This is a genomic window from Planifilum fulgidum (assembly GCF_900113175.1).
GTDB classification, from domain to species: Bacteria; Bacillota; Bacilli; order Thermoactinomycetales; family DSM-44946; genus Planifilum; species Planifilum fulgidum.
Map to the genome: position 1 here is coordinate 164,401 of NZ_FOOK01000001.1, position 24,220 is coordinate 188,620.

The window sequence follows — 24,220 nt, forward strand, 5'->3', positions numbered from 1 at the left end:
AAGTTCTTGTTGGCGACAAGATGCTCTCACCGGTATGCATGTTTTTTCGCCGCCGAGGGGAAGATAACCCTGTGCAATCGGGAAGCAAAAGGAGTCGATGAGGGATGAGCCAGCAAGTGCAAACCGATGTCCGGGAACTGATCGACGGCCTCAACGAAGACCTGGCGCACGAATACACGGCAGTCATCCAGTACATCCAAAATGCCGCAAGGGTTTCCGGCCTCGGACGGGAGGTGCTCAAACCCCTGTTTGAAAAGGAAGCCCGGGACGAGATCAACCACGCCCTGTACTTGGCCAACAAGATTGTCGCGCTGGGAGGGGTGCCGGTCGTCAAGCCTTACGAGGTGAAACAGACCGGAGACCTTCGGGAAATGATCCAGGTGTCCATCGACGCGGAAAAAGACACCATCCGACGCTACACAATGCGGATCGAGCAGGCCGAACGGGCCGGGGAGATCGGCCTGAAGGTGAAGCTGGAGGAAATGTTGGCCGAGGAGACCGAACACAAGGAAGAGCTGGAGCGATTGCTGGAAGACCCTCGACTGTGAGACGAGCCGCCATCAAACGATGGCGGCTCAAACATGTTTCAAGCGCTTCTCCATCTCCTCCACGAGGGGCGGCACCTGATCCCAGCTTTTGATCCGCGGCAAGCCGGGATAATCCCGGTTGTAGACCGCATCCACGATCACCGTCGGAATCCCCTCTTCGACCAGACGATCCAAATGCTTGGGCGCATCCTCGAAGAACAGCTGAATCCCCAGCTCCCGGGCGATCTTCGCCTTATCCTGGGCACCCATCCTGAGCCGGCTGGGATCGTAGGGAAACCCGTGCTTCTTCAACCAGTCCTTGGTCACTTGGACGATATGCTTCATGCCGGGGCGCGCGGTGATGAAGTAAATCTCGTGCCCTCTGCGCTTCAGTTTCCAGAGGGTCTCCGCCGCCCCCTCCAGGGGAACCGCCAGGGCATAAATGCGGTGCTCCAGCTTCCTCCACAGCCTGGCTCCTTCCCGGGGCGTCAAACCGTAAGCCTTGTCCAGATAAAAATCGGTCACCTCTTCCGGTTTGACGTTCCGGTTCAACACCTCGTTATATACCTGAACGGCCGCACACCGGGTATCCTTGATGGTCCCGTCGATATCCACACCGATTCGCATCCAATCATCCTTTGCACCAGCCCTCGGACGGATCCGAGCAGGTCCCCCTTTTGAAAATGGAAAAGAGCCCCGTTATGCCGTGGCTCCCTCAGTTTTGAACCTGCTCTCTCGCAGGTGGGTGCCCTGCACTTGTGTTTGCGGGTCCTCTCGCAGGAGGCTTCCGCGCCCACAAATGACCCCGGGCTCCCTCTTCTTTGGGTGTTGGCTCAAAACTTTCAGGGGTTGACGCACATAGCAGGGCTCCTGTTGCTGATTTCATGTTACCACAGCGAAAACGCCGTTGGCAAGCGGTATATTGTGGGCAAACCCTTGGGATTTTTCCATGCCGAAAGAAACGAATGGGCAAAAGGGGGCCAATCGGCTGTTGATTTAATGTTATTATACATTTTCCTTTGACATTTTATTATCCGTGACCGCAATGTGCAGTTCCTTCAACTGATTTTCATCCACCGGAGCCGGAGCGCCCGTCAAAAGACAGCTGCCGCTGGCCGTCTTGGGAAAGGCGATGCAATCCCGCAGATTGCTGCAACCCGCCAGCAGCATCACGATGCGGTCAAACCCGAAGGCGATCCCTCCGTGGGGCGGAGCGCCGTACTCGAAGGCCTCCAGCAGAAACCCGAATTTGTTCCGGGCCTCCTCCTGGGAGATCCCCAGGGCGCGGAACATCGCCTCCTGCACCTCCCGCCGGTGGATCCGCCGGCTTCCGCCGCCGATTTCATACCCGTTGAGAACCAGGTCATAAGCCTGGGCCCGCACTTTTCCGGGATCCGTCTCCAAAAGGGGAATGTCCTCTTCCACCGGCATGGTGAAGGGATGGTGCATGGCGTAATAGCGCCCGTCCTCTTCATCATACTCCAGCAGGGGGAATTCGGTGATCCAGGCAAAGCGGAAACTGCCGGAGTCGATCAAGCCCAGTTCCCGGCCGAGGCGGAGGCGCAACTCCCCGAGCACTTCCTCCACCAGGGGCTGCTCGTCGGCCACGCACAGCAGCAGGTCTCCCGGTTCGCAAGACGTCAGCTCCCGGATCTTCGCCCATTCCGCATCGGAAAGAAACTTGGCCACCGGCCCCTTCAGCCCTTCGTCGCGGTGGGCGATCCAGGCCAACCCCTTGGCCCCCAGGTTCTTCGCTTCCTCTTCCCAGCGGGAGATCTCCTTGCGGCTCCAGCCGGCAGCGCCCTTCACATTGATCGCTTTCACTCTGCCGCCGCGCTCCACGGTGCCGGAAAACACCTTGAAGGAACTGTTCCTTACCGCCTCCGAAAGATCCACCAATTCCATCCCGAAACGGAGATCCGGCTTGTCGGTCCCGTAGCGCTCCATCGCCTCCCGGTAAGTGATCCGGGGGAAGGGGCGCTCCACCTTTGCGCCGATGGTTTTCTCAAACAGCTCGGCCACCATCTCCTCCATCAGGGAGATGAAGGGCTCCAGCGGCATAAAGGAAACCTCGATGTCGATCTGGGTGAACTCCGGCTGCCGGTCGGCGCGAAGATCCTCGTCCCGAAAACAGCGGACGATTTGAAAATACCGCTCCATGCCCGACACCATCAACAGCTGTTTGAAAATCTGCGGCGATTGGGGAAGGGCGTAGAAGGATCCCGGCTGCACCCTGCTGGGCACCAGATAATCCCGCGCTCCCTCCGGCGTGCTCCGGGTCAGCATCGGGGTTTCCACTTCCACAAACCCGTTTCGGTCGAGGAAGGAGCGAACCGCCTGCATCGCCCGGTGGCGGAGCATCAGGGTGCGCTGCATCCCGGGCCGTCGCAGATCCACGAAGCGGTATTTCAGGCGCACCGATTCTTCCACGTCCAAATCGTCCTGGATCGGAAAGGGCGGCGTCTTCGCCTCGTTCAGAACGACGAGGGATTCGCACTGCACCTCGATCTCCCCGGTCGCCATCTTGGGGTTGACCGTTTCCGGGGAGCGTTCGACGACCGTCCCCCGGACCGCCAGCACATATTCCGACCGGACCCGATCGGCCGCCTTCGCCGCCTCGGGGGAGATTTCGGGGTTGCACACAATCTGCACCACGCCGGAACGATCCCGGAGATCGATGAAGATCAATCCGCCGAGATCGCGCCGCTTGTGCACCCATCCGTTCAGCACGACTTTTTGGCCGACCACTGCCCGCGTCAGCTCGCCGCATCCGTGCGTTCGATGGAATGTTTCCATTGTGCTTCCCTCCTAGCGCTTGCTTCCTGCCCGAATGTAGTCGACCAACCGGTCAAGCCGGACCTCTTCCTGCCTTCCCGTGGCCATTTCCTTCACGACGGCCGCATCCCGGCTCAACTCCTCCTCGCCGAGGATGACCACGTAGCGGGAACGCTCCCGGTCGGCCGCCTTCATCTGCCCCTTCATCTTCCGGTCGAGCACATCCCGCTCCGCCGAACATCCCGCCCGGCGCAATTCGGCGAGCAGCGGGATGGCCCGCTTCCTGGCCTCTTCACCCAGGGTCACCACGTAACAGTCCAGCCGGCGCCCGACGGGGAGTTGAATCCCCTGATCCTTCAGGGCGACGAGAATCCGGTCCAGTCCCAATGCAAAGCCGATGCCCGGGACATCCCCGCCGCCGATCTCCTCCACCAGTCCGTTGTACCGGCCGCCCCCGCCGAGGGTTCCGGCCTGGGCCCCCAGCCCCTCCAGGACATATTCGAAGGAGGTCTGGGTGTAATAGTCCAGCCCCCTCACCAATCGGGGGTTGATCCTGTAATTGACCCCCAACAGGTCCAGGGTCTCTTTCACCGCCTCGAAGTGGGGGCCGCATTCATCGCACAGGAATTCGGTGATCTTCGGCGCCTCCGCGGTGATCTCCCGGCAGCTTTCGTTCTTGCAGTCCAGCACGCGCAGGGGATTGCGATCCAGCCGGGCCTGGCAATCCCGGCACAGCTTCTCCCGCCGGGGCGTCAGGAAAGCCACCAATTTTTCCCGGTGAACCGGGCGGCAAGCGGGACAGCCCACGCTGTTGATCTCCGCCGTGACGCCGGTCAGGCCGATCTCCTCATAGTAATCCCGCCCCAGGGCGATAATCTCCGCATCCAGCCCCGGATCCCGCGCGCCGAACACCTCGACGCCGAACTGATGAAACTGGCGCATCCTCCCCGTCTGGGGGCGTTCGTAACGGAACATCGGCCCGATATAAAACCACTTGGTCGGCTGGGATTGGGCATACACCTTGTTCTCCACAAAGGCCCGGACCGCCGGCGCCGTCCCCTCCGGCCGGAGGGTGAGGCTGCGGCCGGCGCGGTCGGTGAAGGTGTACATCTCCTTCTCGACGATGTCGGTCGTCTCCCCCACTCCCCGCTGGAAGAGCTCCGTATGCTCGAAGATGGGAGTGCGGACTTCCGAGAAGTGATATCTCCGGCAAAGATCCCGTGCCTTATCCTCCAAATACCTCCACTTCTCCACTTCTCCGGGCAAAATATCCGCCGTTCCCCGGGGCACGCGAAACTGCATCGCACCTGCCACCTCACTTCAAATTAAAAATCTCCCGCCACTGACCTTGCTGTCAGGGACGAGAGATTGGTTAACGAAACAATCACCCGTGGTGCCACCCTTATTGGAAGCGCGATTCCGCATCGGAAGGCGCCTCCCGCTCTGGGCCGGGTATCGTCCGGCAGACGTCCGGATCTACTCTCCCCGCGGGGATTTCGCTCCGGAACCTCCAGGTGTCTTTCCCCGCCTCGTTGCAGAGGAACGCTTCCAGCCTGCGACGTTCCCTCTCTGACTGCCCGGTGGACGGGTACTCCTCCTGTCATCGGCGTAGCGGAATATCGATTGTTGGCATCAGATTTTACAGGATAAATCGGGGCCTGTCAAGGGGATATCGACCAATTTGTCCCCCCGTCGCAGACAAAGGGGGCAAAACCGGGCGTCATGCAAGCCGTCGGAGGACAAATCCGCGACCCTTCCCGAGGCAATCCCGGATCATCGGTTTTTCAGCACAATCACGGCGTGGCTGATCAACCCCGCCCCCAGGCCGATGACGGTGCCGGCGACGGCGCCGATCGCCGCATCGATCCACCCGCCGGTGAGAAACGTCTCCCGTCCTCCCCCTTCGAGGAACCCGGTCAGGGCACCGATGATACTCCGAAGAACAAAAATCCGGCATAAAACAGGCCGATCGCCTCCTCAAGGGCAGGGTCCCGGTTTTCATAATATCTCGCAAACCGCTCGTGCAAATCGGCGGACCTTGCGCTTTCGCTGCGGTACGCCAGCTCTTCCTTGGCCCGCTCGAAGGCTTCCTCTTCGGAAAGTCCCTTTTCCATCAAATCCTTCATGTAATCGCTCATGTAGAGAATCAGATCGTTTTGCGCCTCCTGGGCCATCGCCGAGCGGCCTTTAAACTTTGCGAGTTTCGCCGCGATCCGGTTCCGGGCTTGCCCGGTTTTCCGGCGCAGCCTTTCCAGGTAGGTCATCTCCGCTTCGTCCAGGTAGTACTGGGACTGTTCCTTTGCAAACTGAACCATTTTATCCCTGATCTCCCGACTGAAGGTCATGGTCATCCCTCCCGCTGTTCCTCAATTTTTGAATGCACCCGCTCAGGTGGTCCCACCTCGCCCAAAAGGCGGCCAATTCCTCAACCCCCCGTTCGTTGAGCCGGTAAAACTTCCTGGGCGGACCCATTTCCGACGGCCTTTTCGTGATGTGGACCAGCCGGTTCCTTTCCAGGCGCAAGAGCAGGGCGTACACCGTCTGTTCCGCAATCCCTTCGAACCCCATTTTGTGCAGCTTCTTGGCGATTTCATAGCCGTAGGTCTCGCCGCGGCTGATGATCTCCAGCACGACCCCCTCCAACACGCCCTTGTACATCTCGCTGAGGCTTTTCAAAGAGCACCACCCCCGGTACTCAATGAAGTAGGTAATAAATAATATTGACTACTGCTATACAATAACATAGAGTAGATCGGCCGGTCAACCACCCAAGCCCCTTAGCCCCGGAGGAAAACAGAAAAGCCGCCCGCAACCGGGCGGCCGAAAGATGAAGCAGCTGTCCCCCCTTACCGCAAGACTTCCGCCGCCTTTTTCGCCACTTCCTCCCGGGTCACCAGATCCAGATGGTGGTAGTTCGGGAAGTCGGCGAGATGCACGGCGCCTTCGATCACCGCGGAAGCATGGGGCACCAGTCCGTCGCTGTCCGTGCCGTGTTTTTTGTGAAGAATATGCCATCCCACATAAAGTTCCCCCATGGCTCCCCACTCCCAGATCTTCCCGTCCGAATCCCCTCGGATCGTATATATCTTCCCGCCGTTGTAGAGAGGAGCGTTCTCCACGGGGAAGCGGCGGTTGAAGTCCTCCACCCACTCGGGGCGCAGATTGTCCATGGCCGCTTCCGCCCCGATGAAGAAACCGAGCCAATCAAAATCCGAAGCCAGGGGCGACCCGTGATGGGGCGTGCCCAGGGTGACCAGCCCCGCGACGGTGTTGGGATGGTCGTAGATGTACTGGCGCGAGACAAGCCCTCCCATGCTGTGGGCGATGATGTAGAACTGCGGGCTGAGGCCGTGGTCCCGCTTGAGCACCTCAATCTTCTCGGCCATGATCTCCGCCTGGTCTTTCACGCTGTCATCCCCGGCGGAAAAGTCGTTTTTCCCGATGAAGGTGATGGTCTTCCCGTCAATGGTGCGCTTGCTCACCTGCATGGATTGATTGGTGTAGATCACATAGACGTTTCCGGAGCCCCATTCATTCACCAAGGCACGGAGGAAACTGTCGCTCCAGCGGTGCTTGTTGGTCAAGCCGTGGACGAGAACCAGATCGAACTGTTTTTCCGACGCATCGGCATTTCCCGGCAGGACGCACAAAAACAAGAGCGCCGCGATGGCGAGATGCACTCCCTTCACCGTCTCCATCCCTCCCGCACGTTTTTGAACCGATGTCGTCCGATCAAAAGGTGAAATAAACCTGAAAAAGGGAAATCCCTTTTCTCTTATTATAAATTTATTCCCATTTGTATGTAAATACAAAATATTTTATCTTCAGCCCGGCTTTTTGGGCAACAAGAAACCCCGGCCCTTTGAAAAAGGCCGGGGTGAAACGGAAGCCCGCCGGTTCATCCGACGCCGCTCGCCTTCTTCAGTCCGTATGCCTCCGAAAGGGCCTCCAGCTTTTCGGGGATCAGGCGGCGGCAGGCATCGACGTACATCTTGGGCTCCTTGGGGTTGGGCCAGCGGGTCACTTTTCCCTTTCCCGGCGGGATGATTTTGCTCACCGCGCCGCAGCCCAAGCCGATGATGGTCTGCAATTCCTCCATGATGATGATGTTGTACAGGCTCTCAAAACCGGGAAGGGCGTACCCCACATTCTCCTGATTGCCCAGTATGTTCTTCTGCCGGTACAGGTAATAGGGGTGATATCCCGCCTCCTTCGCCCAAGTGCGGGCCAGCTCCACCATCCGGGCCACTTCGTCCCGTTCCGCCACTTGGTAGCGGTCCTTGTTCCGGGTCATCACGGATCCCCGTTTGAAGGAAAGGGTGTGAACCGTGAGGGATTCGGGCCGCAACGTGCCGATCATCTCCAGGGAGCGGCGGAAGATGTCCAGCCCTTCCCCCGGCAGGCCGATGATCAAATCCATGTTGATGTTGTTCATCCCCATCCGGCGGGCCAACTCCATCTTCTCCAGGGTTTCCCGCACCGTATGATGACGACCGATCGCCTTCAGCGTCTCTTCCCTGAAGCTTTGGGGATTGATGCTGATGCGGTCCACCTTCCACTTTTTCAGGACGGCCAGTTTCTCCTCATCGATCGTGTCCGGCCGTCCCGCCTCCACGGTCCACTCCCGCACTCCCTCCAAGGCGGGAATCGATCCGTGGATCCGTCGGAAGAGGCCGTCCAGCTGTTCGGCGGTGATCGACGTCGGCGTCCCTCCGCCGAAATAGACGGTGGTCACGCGCAGTCCGGCCGTTGCCAGCCACTCGCCCACCGCCGCAATCTCCTCGTGAAGGCAGGCGAGAAACTCCTCCACCGAACCGTTCCGTCCCCGGATCGCGTAGGCGGGAAACGTGCAGTAGGCGCATTTGGTGGGACAAAAGGGAATCCCGATGTAAAGGCTCACTTCGGACCGGTCCAATTCGTAGAGATCCGGCAGCACCTTCCGCTGCCGAAGAACAATCTCCTCCAGAAGATCGATTTTTTCCGGAATCAGGAGGTAATCCCCTTCCAGAACCCTCCGCACCTCCGGCCACGGGCGCCCCTCCAGCAGCAGCTTGTGCATCAGCTTGGTGGGGCGCACGCCGGTCAGGATTCCCCAGGGCTGAACAATCCCGGTGGCCTGCTGCAACACCTGCAGCAGGGCGTGGCTGATCGCCTGCTTCAGCCGCCGGCGGCGGAGGCGGACCTCCCCTTCCTCCACATTTCGGCGGTGGCTGGCCGACCAGCGCGGCTCTCCGTCCCCTTCAGCCAAACGGGCGGTCACCGTCACTTCCCCCGGCGATTCCTCAACGAAAAACCGGACCGCGTAATCCCCCGGTCCGGCGGAGGGTTCCACCGCTTTCACCTCTTCGAAAAACAAACCGGCAATCAATTCAATATCCCGATAAAAGGCCGGCTCCACCCCGGTTATACACAGTCGCTTCATCCCTCGCCGCGACCGCCTTCCGGAAAGGCGTCGCGTTCCTCCTTTGCCCAAAATCCGATTCATCCGGCGAATCGACCGAAGGGCCGGGGAAAAAGACAAAATTACCCAGCTTCTTCATCAGTTTATCTCACCGCAGCGGGGAAATCAATTGTGAAAGTTTACCGGATCCGCTTCCGGCGAAGGCGGAAGGAAGGAAACGGTTCCCCGACCTCTTCGGCGATTTCCGCATCCCCCCGCCCGCTTTGGTCCGCCGGATCCACCGTCAGCTGCCGGGCAGCCTGCTCCACCAGCGCCCGTTCTTTCCGTGAGCGGCGCATGAAATCCCTCCTCCGTCTCGTCGCTCACCCATCAGGATGCCCCAACGGGGAGGGAATCAAGCGGAAACATGGGAGTCGGACAAGGGTCCGGAACACTCGGAGATTTCCGCCAATGAAAGAGAGGGAAGGGCGCGTTCCCCTCAGGCCCGTGACAAACTGCAAGGCGGGGAGCGATGATCTCCGCGCAAAGCGGCGAAAATCGCTCCCCCTCGCGTTTCGTCCGCGGCCCGGGGGGAAGATCCCTTCCCTGCTTCACCCCAAGAGGCGCAGAACGTGTTCCGCCACGTTTTCCGCGGTGAAACCGTACTCCTTCATCACCCGGCTGCCGGGAGCCGAGGCGCCGAAGCGGTCGATGCCGATCACGCTCCCTTGTTCGCCGACGTAGCGGTCCCAGCCCATCGGATGGGCCGCCTCCACGGCAACGCGAACCTTGACATCCGGCGGGAGCACTTCATCGCGATACTCCTTCTCCTGCCGGTCAAACCGCTCGCGGCAGGGCATGCTGACGACCCGCACCGGGATGCCCCGCTCGGCAAGCAGTTTTTGGGCCTCCAGCGCCAAACTCACCTCGGAGCCCGTGGCGATCAGGATGGCCCGGGGCTTGCCCTCCGCCGCATCCGACAGGACGTAACCACCGCGGCGAAGGCCTTCCTGCGCCTTCTCCGCCGTGCCCTCCAGGACGGGCAGCTTTTGGCGCGTGAGCACCAGGGCGACGGGCGCATCCTTTTCCAGAAGGGCTTCGCGCCAGGCGGCCACGGTCTCATTGGCGTCGGCGGGACGGAAAACGTTCAGACCCGGGATCAGCCGCAAGGAGGGGATCTGTTCCACCGGTTCGTGGGTGGGGCCGTCCTCCCCGACGGCGATGCTGTCATGGGTGAACACGTAAATGACGGGCAGGCCCATCAGGGCGGAGAGACGAATGGCCGGACGCAGATAGTCGGAAAAGACGAGGAAGGTGCCTCCGTAGGGGCGGAGACCGCCGTGAAGCATCATGCCGTTCAAGGCCGCCCCCATGGCGTGCTCCCGCACGCCGAACCAGACATTTCGCCCGGTGTAATCTTCGGCGTGGAAAATGCCCTCCTCCTTCATCGTGGTATTATTGGAGGAAGCCAGGTCGGCGGAGCCGCCGAAGAGGGTGGGCAGATTTTTGGCCAGGGCGTTGATGGCCGCGCCGGAAGCCTGACGGGTGGCCAGCGGCTTGTCTTCGGGCGAATATGCGGGAAGATCGTCATCCCATCCCTCCGGCAGCTCTCCGGCGATCGCCTGCTGAAGATGTCGGGCCAGGGACGGATGGGCTTCCCGATACCGGTCGAAGAGGGCGTTCCATTCCTCTTCCCATTTGGCCGCCTCCTTCTTCCAGGCGGCGAAGTGCCGGCGAACCTCCTCCGGCACGAAGAAGGGTTCCTCCGCGGGCCAGCCGTAGGCCTTGCGCACCTCGGCCACTTCCTCCTGTCCGAGGGGCTTGCCGTGCACCGTGTTGGTTCCTGCGTAATTGGGGCTGCCGTAACCGATGACCGTGCGCACCTCGATCAGCGTCGGCCGCTCGGTTTCCGCCTTCGCTTCCGCGATGGCCCGGTCGATCGCCTCGAGGTCGTTCCCGTCCTCCACCCGCAGCACCTGCCAGCCGTAGGCTTCAAAGCGCTTGCGGACATCCTCGGTGAAGGAATGGGCCGTTTCGCCGTCCAGGCTGATATCGTTGGAGTCGTACAGGGCGATCAGTTTCCCGAGACGGAGATGACCGGCCAGGGAAGCCGCCTCCGCCGCAACCCCCTCCATCAGGTCGCCGTCGCTGCAGAGGACGTACGTGTGGTGGTCCACCACGGGAAATCCTTCCCGATTGTAGACGGCGGCCAAATGGCGTTCCGCCATCGCCATGCCGACGGCCATGGAAATCCCCTGTCCGAGGGGACCGGTGGTCGCCTCCACCCCCGGGGTGTGACCGTATTCGGGATGCCCCGGCGTGCGGCTCTCCCACTGCCGGAAGCGCTTCAGCTCCTCCATCGGCAGATCATAACCGCACAGGTGGAGAAGGCTGTACAGGAGCGCCGATGCGTGCCCGGCCGAAAGAACGAACCGGTCCCGGTTGAACCAGGCGGGATGATCCGGATTGTGCCGCATGTGCCGGGTCCACAGCACATAGGCCATCGGAGCCGCTCCCATCGGCATTCCGGGGTGGCCGGAATTGGCCGCCTCCACCATGTCGATGGACAACATGCGGATGGTGTTGACAGCCAGTCGGTCGACGGATTGGCTGGAAGTCATTTGTCGCTCAACTCCCTTCAGATGCTTAACCGATTCTCATCCCCCGAGCGAAACCAACCTGCTTGGGGTCACCGGGAAATCTTCCGGAAAAAGGTCCCCCTGCCTTCTGCGGAAAACGCCACCAACCACACGGATCTGCGGGACCCAAGGCATCACATGCTTTAGTCTATCAAATCGAAGAACCGAAAACCATAAAAAAATCAACAGATCAGACCGATGCAAGAAACCTGATCCCGCCCCCTTCTGTCGGCAAAATCGCCGGCCGTTTGCGGGACCAAACAGGAAACGGAGGAGATCCCGCCGGGACCATCCCGACCGGAAGGCGGCATCTCAAGGGAAACTGCGCCGCGCCTCTCGCTCCTACGCCCGGATGCGCCCGTTCTCCCGGCTTTCCAGGATCAGGGTCACCGGTCCGTCGTTGGTGAAGGACACCTGCATCATCGCCCCGAATATGCCGGTTTCCACCTTCACCCCGTGGCTTCGGAGCAGCTCGTTGAACCGGTCGTACAACCTTGACGCAATCTCCGGGGCGGCCGCGGCGGTGAAGCTGGGACGGCGCCCTTTCCGGCAGTCTCCGTACAGGGTGAACTGGGACACCGACAAAATGCCGCCTCCCACATCCAGGAGGGAGCGATTCATCTTCCCCTGTTCATCCTCGAAAATGCGCAGGTTCACCACCTTTTCCGCCAGATAGCGGAGATCCTCCTCCCCGTCTCCCTCGGCAAATCCGACCAGCAACACCAATCCCCGATCGATGGCCCCCGTCACCCGGCCGTCCACGGTGACCCGGGCGTCCTTGGCCCGCTGCAAGACGATGCGCAACGTCTCTTCCTCCTTTTCGACGTGGTTGTGAAGCGGGGAAAACCGCCCCAAGCAAAAAGAAGCCGGGATAAGCAAGCCGCTTCCTCGGCCTCCCCGCTTCTGCCCCTTTTCACTGCATAATCCGACGGACGGAGTAGATGTCCCGGACCCGCTTGATGCGTTCCACCACGTGTTGGAGATGATTCAGGTTCCGGATGGAAATGGTCATGTGGATCGAGGCCATGCCCCGGCGGTCCGCCTTGCCCGAAACCGCCGACAGATTGGTTTTCGTCTCGGAGACCGCCTGAAGCACCTCGTGGAGCAGGCCCCGCCGGTCCAGCCCCGACACCTCGATATCCACGTGGTAGGACTGGTCGGGCGTCCCCTCCCATTCCACGGGAATCATTCGCTCCTTCTCCACCGACTTCAGGTTGGGGCAATCCTTCCGGTGGACGGAAACCCCGCGGCCGCGGGTGACGAAACCGGCGATCTCATCCCCCGGGACCGGATTGCAGCAACGGGAGAGGCGGACGAGCAGGTTGTCCAACCCCTTCACCCGCACCCCGTGGGCCTGTCGCCGGCTGGAGCGGCGAGGCAGTTCCTTCACCTCGGGAAGAAGAACGGGCTGTTCCGCTTCGGGCCTGAGTCCCTCGATCAGGCGGTGGACCACTTGCGCGGCGGAGAGGCCCCCGTACCCTACGGCGGCGTACATGTCCTCCTCGTTCGAAAAATTAAACTTCCGGGCCACCTCCTCCACTCTCTCGTCGGTGAGCACTTCCGAAGCGTTGAAATCGTATTTGCGGAGGAGATTTTCGATCATCTCCCGCCCCTTGGCAACACTCTCCTCCCGCCGCTGCTTTTTGAACCAGTTGCGGATCTTGTTCCGGGCATGGGAGGATTTCACCATTTTCAGCCAGTCCTGGCTCGGGCCATAGCTGTGCTTGGAGGTGAGGATCTCGACAATGTCCCCGGTTTTCAGCTTGTAGTCCAGGGGAACGATTTTGCCGTTCACCTTGGCCCCGATGCACTGGTTGCCCACTTCGGTGTGAATGCGGTAGGCAAAATCCAGGGGAACGGAGCCGGCGGGAAGTTCCACCACATCCCCCTTCGGGGTGAAGACGAACACGGAATCGGAGAAGAGGTCGATCTTCAGATTCTCCACGAACTCCTGGGCATCCTGGGTTTCCTGCTGCATCTCCAGGATTTCGCGGAACCACTTCAACTTCTCCTCGAAGGTGCCCGGCTGAACCTGGGTCCCCTCCTTGTAGGCCCAGTGGGCGGCGATCCCGTATTCGGCCGTCTTGTGCATTTCCCAGGTGCGGATCTGCACCTCGATCGGTTCTCCGCTCGGCCCGATCACCGTCGTGTGCAGCGACTGGTACATGTTGGGCTTCGGCATGGCGATGTAGTCCTTGAAGCGGCCGGGCATCGGTTTCCAGATGGTGTGGATGATGCCGAGGACGGCGTAGCAGTCCCGAACGGTGTCGACAATGACGCGGACGGCCAACAGATCGTAAATTTCGTTGAACTGCTTGTGCTTGGTGACCATCTTGCGGTAGATGCTGTAAATGTGTTTCGGCCGTCCCGAAATCTCCGCCTTGATGCCCGTTTTCTCCAGCCGTTCCCGCAGCACCCGGATGATCTCCTGCAGGTACTGCTCCCGTTCGGCCCGCTTTTTCCGCATCAGGTTCGCGATCCGATAATACTGCTGGGGATTGAGATAGCGAAGGGCGATATCCTCCAGCTCCCACTTGATCGTGGAAATTCCCAGCCGGTGCGCGAGAGGGGCGAAAATCTCCAGCGTCTCGTTGGCGATCCTCCGCTGTTTCTCCTCGGGAAGGTACTTCAGGGTCCGCATGTTGTGCAGCCGGTCGGCCAATTTGATCAAAATCACCCGGATATCCTGGGCCATGGCCACAAACATCTTCCGGTGGTTTTCCGCCTGACGCTCCTCGTTGGACTTGTACTTCATCCGCTTGCCCAGCTTGGTGACGCCATCGACCAGCTTGCTGACCGTCTCCCCGAACTCCTCCCGGACGAGTTCCAGGGTGACCCCGGTGTCCTCGACCACGTCGTGCAGAATCGCCGCCACCAGGGTGGTGGCATCCATCTGCAGATCAGCCAGTATGGTCGCCACCGCCACCGGATGATTCACATACGGCTCCCCCGACTTCCGCTTTTGTCCGGCATGGGCCTTTTCCGCAAAACGGTATGCTTTTTCGATTCGTTGAATATCCTCTTCTTTCAAATAGGTGGAACATTTGTCCAGCAGCTCTTCAATCGGCATCACAAATTCACCTGGAATGGCCAAAAATCGTTTTTCCTATTATTATCTCCCAGCGGAAAAGAAAAGTAAAGGATCTCCGTCAATACAGGAAGTGGAAGGACCTGCGGGGAGGGACAAGCGGTCGCAAGGGAGGGGTTGAGGCAAAAAAGAGGGGCGATCCGCCCAGTCGAAGCCCCCAAAAAACGGACTATTCAAAAAATGGCTGCGCCGGAAAGGCGCCGCTGGGAAGCGACGCGCCTTCGGCCCGATTCTCACGGAACCCACTTTTTCCCCCACGGCCAGTAGCCCGCGTAGCGGCGAACATACAGACCCACCGCGGACAGGACAATCGATGCGACCAGCGTCATTCCGTAGGTGCTGGCCCCTTCCTCCGCCATGAGCATCAGAACGGGGAGCACGATCAGGCCGCCGTAGGAGACCACTTCATAGGAAATCAAAAGCCGCCTCCAGACGCGCCTCATGTACTCGCGAAATCGAAAACGGTCGTCCGGAGAAAACAATTCCCGAAACATCAGAATGAGGATTAATCCGATCCACAAAAGGACGATAAAGATCGCCATCCAGGCAAATCCCGAAATCAGGCGGGAAAAAAAATCTTCCAGCCAGCTCACCGACTTCTTCGCTCCTTTTCCCGATATCTCATGCAAAAATTATAGCACGTCAAGGAAAAATGCCAAGTTCCAAAAAAGGGAGCGAAAAAATCCACCTTCGATCGGGCGCGGTCCGGCGGAGGGGATCATCCCCCGCCCCACCGCTTTTTCCATTCTTCCCATCGCTTTTCCAACTCTTTCTTTCGTTTCCTGAATTCCTTCTCCCACGCCTTCCGCTGCTTCTCCAGCTCTTTTTGCCATTTCTTCCCGGATTCTTCCCGCGTTTTCTCCTCGCGCCTCTCCGTCTGCCTCTCCACTTTGGGCGGCGTTTTCCAGGGGATCATCGACAGGTCGAAGGATTGGACCGGCTCCCCCTTCAGGGAGGCGGTCATCATTTCCCGGAAGATCCGGGTTGCCGTCTGTCCGCTGGTGGACGTCAGATAATGGTTCTCGTCGGTCTTGTCGTAACCGAGCCAGACGGCCCCCACCAGCTGGGGAGTGTACCCGACGAACCAATGGTCTTTGGCCCCGTTTCCGCCCCCCGGCAGCTGGGTGGTCCCCGTCTTGCCGGCGGTGGGTCGGCCCGGGATCTTTGCCGCCGTTCCCGTTCCTTCCTCCACCACTCCCTTCAGCATGTAGGTGATTTTTTGGGCCACTTCCTCGGACGTGACCCGGACGGATTTCTTGTACCACTGGGCGACCAGTTCCCCGTCCGGCTTTTCGATGCGGCGAATGGCGTGAGCCTCCACCATCACTCCCCGGTTGGCGAAGGCGGCGTACGCCTGGGCCATGTGCAGGGGGGAAGTGCCCTCGTTCAACCCGCCCAGCGCCAATCCCAATTGGCGTTCCTTTTCGCCGAGGGGAATGCCGAACCGCCGGACGCTTTCCATCCCCCGGTCCACGCCGATTTGATCGAGCAGCCACACCGCGGGAACATTGAGGGAATCCACCACCGCTTCGTACATCGTCACTTCTCCCCGGTACCGGCCGTCATAGTTTTTCGGCCGGTAGTCCCCGAAACTCGTCGGTTTGTCCAGCAACCTGGAGTCCACGTCGTATCCCGCCTCCAGGGCCGGCGTGTAGACGGCCAGGGGCTTCATGGTGGAGCCGGGCTGGCGCTTCAATTGGGAGGCCCGGTTGAACCCGCGGAAGGTGTGCTTTCCGCGGCCGCCGACCAAGGCCCGGATTCCCCCGGTTGCGGGATCAATGAGCACGGCGCCGCTCTGGACGATCTGATCCTTCCCGCCGGCGGGAAAGAGGTCATCGTTTTTGTAGACGGACTCCACCGCCTGCTGCATTTTGGGATCCAGCTCGGTGTAAATCTGGAGGCCTCCGCTCAACACCTCGTTCGCCGTCAGACCGTAACGGGAGACGGCCTCCTCCAGGACGTAATCGACATAGTGGGGAAACCGCCTCGCATCGTTGCGCAGCCGCTTGCCCTCGAGGACGATCTCCTGCCCCATCGCCGCCTTTTTCTCTTCTTCCGTGATGAAGCCCAGCTCCACCATGCGCTCGAGAACCAGATCCCGCCGTTTCATCGTCTTCTGGAAATCTTTAAAGGGATTGAGGACCGACGGCGCCTTGATCATCCCGGCCAACAAGGCGGACTCTCCCAGGGTGAGCTGATCCACTTCCTTGCCGAAATAGATCTCCGCCGCCCGTCTGATCCCCCAGGCCCCTTCGCCGAAATAGATGTTGTTCAGATACATCTCCATGATTTCGTTTTTGGAATATTCCCGTTCGATCTTCTTGGCGAGGAGCATCTCTTTGAACTTCCGCTTGTAGGTCCGGTCGTGGGTCAGGAAGACGTTCTTGGCCAGCTGCTGGGTGATCGTGCTGCCCCCCTGAACCGTTTTCCCTGCGGAAAGATTGTAGAGCAGGGCGCGCAGGGTGCCGACGTAGTCGATCCCCGAATGGCGAAAAAAGCGCTGATCTTCCATCGCCACCACCGCTTGGACCAGGTGGGTGGGGACGCGTTTGATGTCCACCGCCTCCTTGTTGGAGACGGAGATTTCGCTGGCCACGTGCCCCTTGCGGTCGTAGATGATCGTGGGGTGGGGAGCCGCATTTTTCAGGGCGCTGATGTCGCACATGGAAATGGCCACGTTGACGGCGATCAGGAAAAGGGCGGCCGTCACCGCCAAAGCGATGCCCGCCGGCTTTATCCAGCGTCGCTTCTTCTTGGCGCGCCGGCCTTTGGGGGATTTGGCCTTTTTTCTGTCTCTCTCCATGAGTCTCTCCCTCCATGCTCACGCTCCTCCGGAATGCGCGCCGGCCCGGGCCGATCCCTGTGCGGCCTCGCAGATCCAGCGGTAGGCGCAATGGGCGCACCGCTTCCCGGGACGGGGGGCAAAATCCGCCGCGGTCCCGCCCCGCTTCAGCGTTCCGGCCGCCGATTCGAGCATCCGGTCCGCTTCGTCGAGCCACGCGCCGTCCACCTCGAAGGAAACCTCCACGCCGGGGCGAAGGAAAAACAGCGTCGCCCGGGCGGGGACGATTCCCCACTCCCGGAGGGCCGCCAGGGCGTACAGCCGGAGCTGGGGCAGATATTCCTCCGCCGCCTCCTCCGCCTCCTGCGGCGCGACATCGTTGGTCTTGTAGTCGATCAACTCCCATTCCCCCCGCCGGTTCCACTGGAGCCGATCGATGATTCCTTCCATCTCCAGGCCGGCGATCCGGACGAAGAAGGGGACTTCCTTCATCACCTTCCGGCAATGCCGCGCCTCCCGGTGAATCCTGCCCGACAGGAAGCGGCGGATGAGGGGCTCCGTTTCCTTCCGCGCCCGGTGAAGGAGGGCGGGAGAAAGTTTCATCTCCGCCGCCGCCTGCCTAAGCAGACGGGACAATTCCTCTTCCGGCAGGGGACCGTCGGGCAGGAGCTCCAGCATCCGGTGGACGAGATTTCCCTTGAGAATCGGGGTCAGCATCCCCGCGGCCCCGTCCTCTTCCGCCTCCTCCGTTCCGGCCGACCGGTCTTCCTCCTCCGGGGAAGGCATCCCGATGACATACTGATAGAAGTACTTGCGGGGGCAATTGATCAGCACCATCAACCGGGTGACGCTCACCCGCACCCGATCCCGTTCCGTCAGCCCCCGGGGGCGCATCCCTTTCCAATCCTCATCGTCCGGAACCTCCGTCTGTCCGTTCTCCATCTCCTCGAGAAACCGGTCCAGAGCGGACCGGGTCGCGTTTTCCTCCGGCGCCTCCCCCTCGCCGCCCCACACGGCGATGGGCAGGTCGCCTTCTCCGTCGGACAGGGCCCAGCGCCCCGCTTCCCAATCGATCCGGCCGTAGTCCAACACGGCGTCCAGCCACTTGCTCCAGGAACCGGAAGAGAGGATTTCCCCCCCATCCTTCGCCTCCTTGTGCTCCTCCGGCACGCCGCTCAGGATCAGCCGCTTTTCCGCCCGGGTGACGGCCACGTAGAAGAGGCGGACCGATTCCTCCCGCTCCAGGCGGCGATCCTTCTCCTTCGCCATAAGCCAGCGGGCTGTCTCCAGGGCTTCCCCCGACGGACCGTAGAGGCGGACGGCCAGACCCGATTCCTCATCGACAACCATCCCGTCCGGTCCCCCCGGTAAGCGGCGGGCCAGGTCGGGAATGATGACCACGGGGAATTCCAGCCCCTTGGACTGGTGAATCGTCATCAGCTTGACGCTGTCCGCACCCTCCGACTGCACGGCGGCCTCCGTCTCCGGCGTCTGCTGGTCGATCAGGAGCTCCATCTCCTCCAAAAAGAGGTCCGGGGAATAGGCGCTGTCCCCCTTTCGGGAGCGGGCCAAACGGACCAGCTTCTCCAGATTGGCCCGGGCCTGTTCTCCCTGGGGGGTGGCCCAAAGGGCCAGGTGATATCCGCTCTCCTCCAGCACCTCCTCGATCAGGTCGGCGACGGGAACGCGCCCCATGAGGCGGCCGGCGCGCTCCGCCAACCGCCGGAAGCCTTCGAGCTTCTCCCGCTCCGCAGCGGGGATCTCTTCCACCTCCGCCCAGGATTCCGGCCGCCCCAACGCTCCCGCCTCCTTGAGCCACCAGAGCGTTTCGTCGCTCGCGGCGCAGAAGGGAGAGCGCAACACGCCCGCCAAGGCCAGGGTGTCCTCCGGATCCGTCAGCCACCGGAGCAGGTTCAGCACATCCGCAATCTCCTGCCGGTCGTAAAATCCCCGCCCTTTCACCACGTAGAAGGGAATGCCCCGGCGGATCAGTTCCTCCTCGTACCGCTTCACTTCCGTCATCGCCCGAAACAGGACCGCGATGTCGCCGGGACGCCAGCCCTCGGCGATGAGGTCCGCGATCCGGCGGGCGATCAGGCGGGCTTCCGCCTCCCGGACGCTCCGCCCGGCCCGCTCCTCCTTGCCCGGCACGGCCAAATATTCCACGCAGGGGCCATCGTCCCCGGCCCGCCCGCGGGCTTCCGCCTCCCGATAGCCGTCGGGCTCGCCCGGTCCGGAGGGCATGAGCCGGGAAAAAAGGCCGTTGGCAAAGCGCACGAGCCGGGGATCGGACCGGAAGTTGGCCTTCAGGGTGACCTCCCGCCCCCCTTCGGCCAGCAGCTCCTTCCGGGTTTTGCCGAAGACCGACACGTCCGCCCCGCGAAACCGGTAAATCGACTGTTTGGGATCCCCCACCACGAACAGCTTGCCCGGAGCGGGGCTTCCGTCCGGACGGCGGCGGAGGGTATCGATCAGCCGCTTCTGCAGCCCGTTCGTATCCTGATACTCGTCCACCATCAGAAAGCGGATCCGCCCCCGGAGTCGGCGCCGGACATCCTCCCTCTCCTCCAGCAGGCGGCACGCCAGGAGCTGAAGATCCTCGAAATCGAGGGCCTTCCGCTCCCGCTTCGCCGCGGCATACCGCTCCTCTATCCTCGCCAGAAGGGGAAGCAGGGCATCCAGAGTCTCCCGTTCGGCGGGAAGGAGGAGCTGCCCCCGGAGGGCTTCCGCCAAATTCCCGCCGGCTTCCTTCATCCGGTCCCGGAGAAGGCGCAAATCCTCGTTTTTTCCCCAATGGCCCTTCAGCAGCTCCAGCGCCCGCTCCACCGCGGGGAGAAGGATTTCCGGCCCTTTCTCCCGGAGGAAATGCTCCCGGAGGCGGGGCCATTCCGCCTGGAAAGCCTTTAGTCTTTTTCCTCCCCGCATTTCCAATAGGGCGTCGCCCGCCTCGAGAAACTGAATGAGCGTTTCCTCCCGAACCTGCTTAAGCCGGATCGCCGACCGGCGCAGGTCCCGCCGGGTGATCTCCCCCAACTCCTCCGCGGTCCAGCCATAACCGGCCATTTTCCTCATCGCGCCGGAAAGGGTTTCGATTCCCCGGGAGATCCCGATTCCCGCCAGCCAATCGAGGAGAGGGGAGTCGCCGGACGTCCCGGCCCCGGAAAGCAGTTCTTCCCGCACCGCATCCCGGAGCAACAGGCGGGCCTCCGCTTCATCCAACACGGCAAACTGCGGATCGACCCCCGCCTCCACGGGAAAATCCCGAAGCAGGCGGGCACAAAAGGCGTGGATGGTCATGATGGCGGCCCGTTCCGACTCCACCATCAGGCGGTACCAGCGATCCGCCTCTTCCCGCCTCCCCGATCGCTCCGCTTCCTCCATCCGTTCGGCCAGTTGGCGGCGGATTCGCCCTTTCATCTCCGTCGCCGCCTTTTCCGTAAAGGTGATGGCCACGATGCTGTCCAGGATCGCCGGATCATCCCCGTAAAGGGAAAGAATATGCAAAAACCGCTCCACCAGAACCCGCGTTTTGCCGGAGCCCGCCCCGGCCGAGACGATGCAGTCCGCATCCAGTAAATGGGCCGCCTCCCGCTGTTCCGGCGTGAGGGAGATGCCTTGACTCATCCGCCACCCTCCTTTTCATCCTCGCTTCCCGCATATCACCCCTGTCCGGAGCCGAAGGAGGGTCCTTCCGCGCTCCCCTCCTTCCGGGCCGTCCGGCGGGGATCAAAGCGGCAGATGGTGCGGTGGGGACAGTGCGCCGGACATTCCGCCGCCGGCTGGACGGCGAAGTTCCCCTGAAGGGAGAGGCGGAGACCCGCGGACAGACGTTCCCCGATCGCATCCAGGGTCCGGGCCCAGGTCTCCTCGTCCAGCGCGGAGCGGACCGAGTCCAGGATTCCCGCCCGCCCGGCCAGGGACTTGCGCCACAAGCCCTGGTTGCGGTTCTCCGTGGGCCGCTTCCCGGGGCTGCCCGGAACATAATAGGCCGCCCCGACGGCTTTCTCCGGGGGAAAACCGAACCCCTTCTGCAGGGCCCAAAGGTACAGGGGAAGCTGCAGGTGAATCCCTGCCCGGACTTCCTCCGTCCGGGGCGCCGCTCCCGATTTGTAGTCGTAGACCGCGTAGTACCCCTCGTCATCCACATCGATCCGGTCCACCTTCCCCCGCAGCCGGAGGGGAACCCCGCCGTGGAGGAGGATCTCCACGGGCTCCGTCCGGGATGCGGGGTCCGATTCGCCCCGCTGAAGGAGGACGGGATCGAGGGGCATTCCGAAGGAAAGTTCCAGATAGCGGGGTCGCATCGTTCCCTTGTCCCCGCTGCGGCCCCGCCAGTAAAACTCGTGTTCCAGGATGGACCAAAGCTGCCGTTTGAGACGGATCTTCTCCACCCGCAGGTGAAGGGGGTGCCGGTCCGCAAACAGGGAAGCGGCGGCTTCGCGAATGACCGCGTCGGCGATGGCGTCCAGGCGCCGCAGGGCGGCTTCCTTCTCCCCGGGCTCCGGCGGGCGGTCGCGGTAGCCGTCCCAGAAACGGCACAAGATCCGGTGCAACAGCTCCCCCCGCTCCAAGGGAGTGAGTCCGTCCTCCGGCTTTTCCCTTTCGCCAAGTTCCAACAGGCGCCCGGCGAAAAAATGAAAACGGCACAGGGCAAGCTCGTTCAACTGGGAGGCGCTCCACACCCGCCCCTCCAACCGGCGGCGGAGCCGTTCCCGCAGGCGGCCGTCCCCGAGCACCCCGTCGAAGGCGGTAAATCCCTCGGTCCAACGGGTTCGCTCCGCCCTGATCCGCTCCGCCCGGAGCCGGAAGGCGCCCTCTTCGGCCGCGCAGCGGCGGAGCAAGCGGCGGGCCTTTTCCCCGTCTTCCCGCTCCCCTTCCCCGGAAGGGGGCATGCGGCTCAACAGGTGGACGGCCCGTTCCATCCCCCGGCGGAGAGAGTGACACGCTTCCCAATCGCCGGGCAACAGGGAGGCGCCCATCTCCCTCCACCGGATGCTCCCCCGCGTAAACACCCGGAGGAGCTCGTCCGCATAGGGGGATAAGAGCCGTTCCTTCCCCTCATCGTCCACCTTCGGCCAGGAAAGCACCAGCAGCTCCTCGGCCGCCGCCGCGCACAGGAAAAAGGAGGTGAGCTGCCGCTGCCGCCGCTCGTCGGTGGTGGGCAGAAGCACCGCCTCGTCCCGCAACCGGTTCGCCTCGTCATCGGAAAGAAGCCAGTCCTCCCGGATCGGCCGGGGCCATTCCCCCTCGGCGCAGCCGAGGAGAAAGACCGCCCGGTAGCGATCCCCCCGCACCTGGTTGGGTTCCAGGACCCGGAGGCCTCCCCTCACCCCCGGCCGTCCGCGCACCGGTTTCCGCTCGGCCGCCGCCGTCAGCGCGGCGACGAAGGAGGGCAGATCGCTCTTCTTGCGGTCGGCGCCGATCCGGGCATATAGGGCCGCCCACTCCTCCGCGATCGAATCCAGCTGGCGAAAGGCGTGGAGATCCTCGGCCAAAAGCGGCAGCAAACCGGGATCTCGGGCCAGTTCCGATCCCTCCGCCGCCGGCTCGATCCGGCGGATCCACTCCCGGAACCAGGCAATCCGCTCCGCCCAGGAAACGCTGTGGGGGATGGCATCCACCCAGTCCAGCAGCCGGAGCATGGGCGCGACCCTCTCTTCGTCCTCTCCGGACATTTGCTCGAGCCGCTTTCGAAGGCCGGAGGCCCAATCCGGCATCCCCCACCGCCGAAGATGCGCCGCCCACTCGCCGCGGGTCCGGCGATCCCCCCAGGGAATGTAGGGGCTGCGCAGCAGATGGAGTCCCATGTCCTTTCTCCCCATCCGGACCAAAAGGGCCGCCCGGACCGTGCGAAACAGGGGATGATCCGACAGGGGGCGCGTCCGGCTCCGGGAACAGGGCAGACCCGCCTCATCCAGCGCCCGGAACAGCTCCGGCAGATACGTTTCCGGATCGGCCGCGACGATTGCCGTCTCCTCCAGCGCTCCCCCCGATTCCTGCAGCCACCGCTTGATGCGGGCGACGACCGCCTCCACCTCCCGCCGGATCCCCATGGCGGCGATCACTTCCACGGCCCCGTCGGCCTTCGCCTTCTCCGGCTCCCGCGAAAAGGCGCGATCGGTCAGATGGCGAAGGGGGACGGCTTTATTGTCCCAGGGCTCCGCCCCTTCGATCTCACCGGACCGGACGACGAAACCGCGCCGGGACAGCCGTTCCACCGTCCGCCGGGTTTCCCCGAACAGCCGCTCCCGGGACGCGTCGCACACCAGATGCAGCTCCGTCGGCACATCCGCCGTCACCAGTTGGATGAGCAGCTGCTCCTGCAGCGGCGACAGATCGTAAAAATGCTCCGCGACCACCCGCTCCGGCAGCCGCACCCGCCCCCGGGCGATTTCGCCCATCAGCCGGAAATAGGGCTCTTCGTGATCCAACAGCCCGCACCGCTCCAAGATTTCGTGGTACGCCTCATAGATCCGGGCCAATTCCGACCATTTCGCCCCCCGGTTCCGCCACAGGGCGGTCAATCGTTCCGGCCGGATTCCTCCCCGCTTCATCATCCCGATCCAGGTCTCCACCTTTTTCAGCCATCCCTCACGGTTGACCATCTCCTGAAAATAGGAAAAGCCGCCCCGCTCCGCCGCCCGGAGCACCGCCTGATGAACGATCAGTTCCTGCTCCGCCGGGGACATGCGGTGAAGGGACTCTTCGGGCAGATGATGCAAGACAAACTGGTCAAAGGTGAAAATCCGGACCCGGCGGGCCAGCCGGGAATATCCCTCCAGCCGCCAGCGCATCTCCGACGCCATCCGGGACGAGGGAACGAGATAGACCATCTCCTCCTCCCCGCCAGGCAGGCCAAAGGGCCATCCCATGCCCCAGGAGAGGCGGGAGGCGGGATACAGATAAATCACTCCGGGCACATCCTCTCCCTCCTTCCGCCGGTCAAAGATGGCAGGATTTTCCGTCATACCCGTTACCGGGACGGGACAAGATGCAATTGTCGGCAACGTCAAGCCGTCCGCCCTCTAT

At 62.1% G+C, this 24,220-nt stretch carries 16 protein-coding genes and 1 other RNA gene; 1 reads left to right on the forward strand and 16 read right to left on the reverse strand.

Annotated features, from left to right (window positions below; all coding sequences use genetic code 11):
* Nucleotides 1–104: 104 nt before the first annotated feature.
* Nucleotides 105–548, forward strand: a complete 444-nt coding sequence (locus tag BM063_RS00745; protein ID WP_092035410.1) for a ferritin-like domain-containing protein — start codon at nucleotides 105–107, stop codon at nucleotides 546–548.
* A gap of 27 nt (nucleotides 549–575) precedes the next feature.
* Here BM063_RS00745 and BM063_RS00750 read toward each other — a convergent pair whose 3' ends face one another.
* The 16 genes from BM063_RS00750 to BM063_RS00820 form a co-directional block, all read right to left on the reverse strand.
* Nucleotides 576–1,154: a 5' nucleotidase, NT5C type gene (locus BM063_RS00750; RefSeq protein WP_092035411.1), complete on the reverse strand. Its 579-nt coding sequence runs from the start codon at nucleotides 1,152–1,154 to the stop codon at nucleotides 576–578.
* 62 nt (nucleotides 1,155–1,216) lie between these two features.
* Nucleotides 1,217–1,398: non-coding RNA, 6S RNA (ssrS, locus tag BM063_RS00755), on the reverse strand.
* Nucleotides 1,399–1,532: 134 nt separating this feature from the next.
* Nucleotides 1,533–3,323: an aspartate--tRNA ligase gene (gene aspS / locus BM063_RS00760; RefSeq protein WP_092035412.1), complete on the reverse strand. Its 1,791-nt coding sequence runs from the start codon at nucleotides 3,321–3,323 to the stop codon at nucleotides 1,533–1,535.
* Between the two features lie 12 nt (nucleotides 3,324–3,335).
* Complete coding sequence (gene hisS / locus BM063_RS00765) at nucleotides 3,336–4,604, reverse strand: histidine--tRNA ligase (RefSeq protein ID WP_092035413.1); 1,269 nt, start codon at nucleotides 4,602–4,604, stop codon at nucleotides 3,336–3,338.
* 614 nt (nucleotides 4,605–5,218) lie between these two features.
* Nucleotides 5,219–5,647, reverse strand: coding sequence for a hypothetical protein (locus tag BM063_RS00770; RefSeq protein ID WP_245751949.1), 429 nt, complete (start codon nucleotides 5,645–5,647; stop codon nucleotides 5,219–5,221).
* Nucleotides 5,619–5,960 carry a PadR family transcriptional regulator gene (locus BM063_RS00775; protein WP_092035448.1) on the reverse strand — a complete coding sequence of 114 codons (342 nt, stop codon included), beginning with the start codon at nucleotides 5,958–5,960 and terminating at the stop codon, nucleotides 5,619–5,621. The genes BM063_RS00770 and BM063_RS00775 overlap by 29 nt, the downstream gene beginning before the upstream one ends.
* A gap of 188 nt (nucleotides 5,961–6,148) precedes the next feature.
* Nucleotides 6,149–7,000 carry an alpha/beta fold hydrolase gene (locus BM063_RS00780; protein ID WP_092035414.1) on the reverse strand — a complete coding sequence of 284 codons (852 nt, stop codon included), beginning with the start codon at nucleotides 6,998–7,000 and terminating at the stop codon, nucleotides 6,149–6,151.
* Nucleotides 7,001–7,200: 200 nt separating this feature from the next.
* Nucleotides 7,201–8,724 carry a coproporphyrinogen III oxidase gene (locus BM063_RS00785; protein ID WP_092035449.1) on the reverse strand — a complete coding sequence of 508 codons (1,524 nt, stop codon included), beginning with the start codon at nucleotides 8,722–8,724 and terminating at the stop codon, nucleotides 7,201–7,203.
* A gap of 158 nt (nucleotides 8,725–8,882) precedes the next feature.
* Nucleotides 8,883–9,041, reverse strand: a complete 159-nt coding sequence (locus BM063_RS17480; protein WP_177198906.1) for a hypothetical protein — start codon at nucleotides 9,039–9,041, stop codon at nucleotides 8,883–8,885.
* A gap of 252 nt (nucleotides 9,042–9,293) precedes the next feature.
* Nucleotides 9,294–11,303, reverse strand: a complete 2,010-nt coding sequence (gene tkt, locus BM063_RS00790; protein WP_092035415.1) for a transketolase — start codon at nucleotides 11,301–11,303, stop codon at nucleotides 9,294–9,296.
* A 360-nt stretch (nucleotides 11,304–11,663) separates the two neighbouring features.
* Entirely contained in the window at nucleotides 11,664–12,125 is a 462-nt protein-coding gene (gene dtd / locus BM063_RS00795) for a D-aminoacyl-tRNA deacylase (RefSeq protein ID WP_092035450.1), read from the reverse strand.
* Nucleotides 12,126–12,234: 109 nt separating this feature from the next.
* On the reverse strand, nucleotides 12,235–14,409 hold the full coding sequence (locus tag BM063_RS00800) for a RelA/SpoT family protein (RefSeq protein WP_092035451.1): 2,175 nt from the start codon (nucleotides 14,407–14,409) through the stop codon (nucleotides 12,235–12,237).
* A gap of 233 nt (nucleotides 14,410–14,642) precedes the next feature.
* Nucleotides 14,643–15,002 carry a hypothetical protein gene (locus BM063_RS00805; protein ID WP_092035416.1) on the reverse strand — a complete coding sequence of 120 codons (360 nt, stop codon included), beginning with the start codon at nucleotides 15,000–15,002 and terminating at the stop codon, nucleotides 14,643–14,645.
* A 125-nt stretch (nucleotides 15,003–15,127) separates the two neighbouring features.
* On the reverse strand, nucleotides 15,128–17,212 hold the full coding sequence (locus tag BM063_RS00810; protein ID WP_092035417.1) for a transglycosylase domain-containing protein: 2,085 nt from the start codon (nucleotides 17,210–17,212) through the stop codon (nucleotides 15,128–15,130).
* Nucleotides 17,213–17,230: 18 nt separating this feature from the next.
* On the reverse strand, nucleotides 17,231–20,815 hold the full coding sequence (locus BM063_RS00815; RefSeq protein ID WP_092035418.1) for a UvrD-helicase domain-containing protein: 3,585 nt from the start codon (nucleotides 20,813–20,815) through the stop codon (nucleotides 17,231–17,233).
* A gap of 35 nt (nucleotides 20,816–20,850) precedes the next feature.
* Nucleotides 20,851–24,111 (reverse strand): PD-(D/E)XK nuclease family protein, encoded by a 3,261-nt coding sequence (locus BM063_RS00820; RefSeq protein ID WP_143085187.1) that lies wholly within the window; start codon nucleotides 24,109–24,111, stop codon nucleotides 20,851–20,853.
* Between the last annotated feature and the right edge of the window lie 109 nt (nucleotides 24,112–24,220).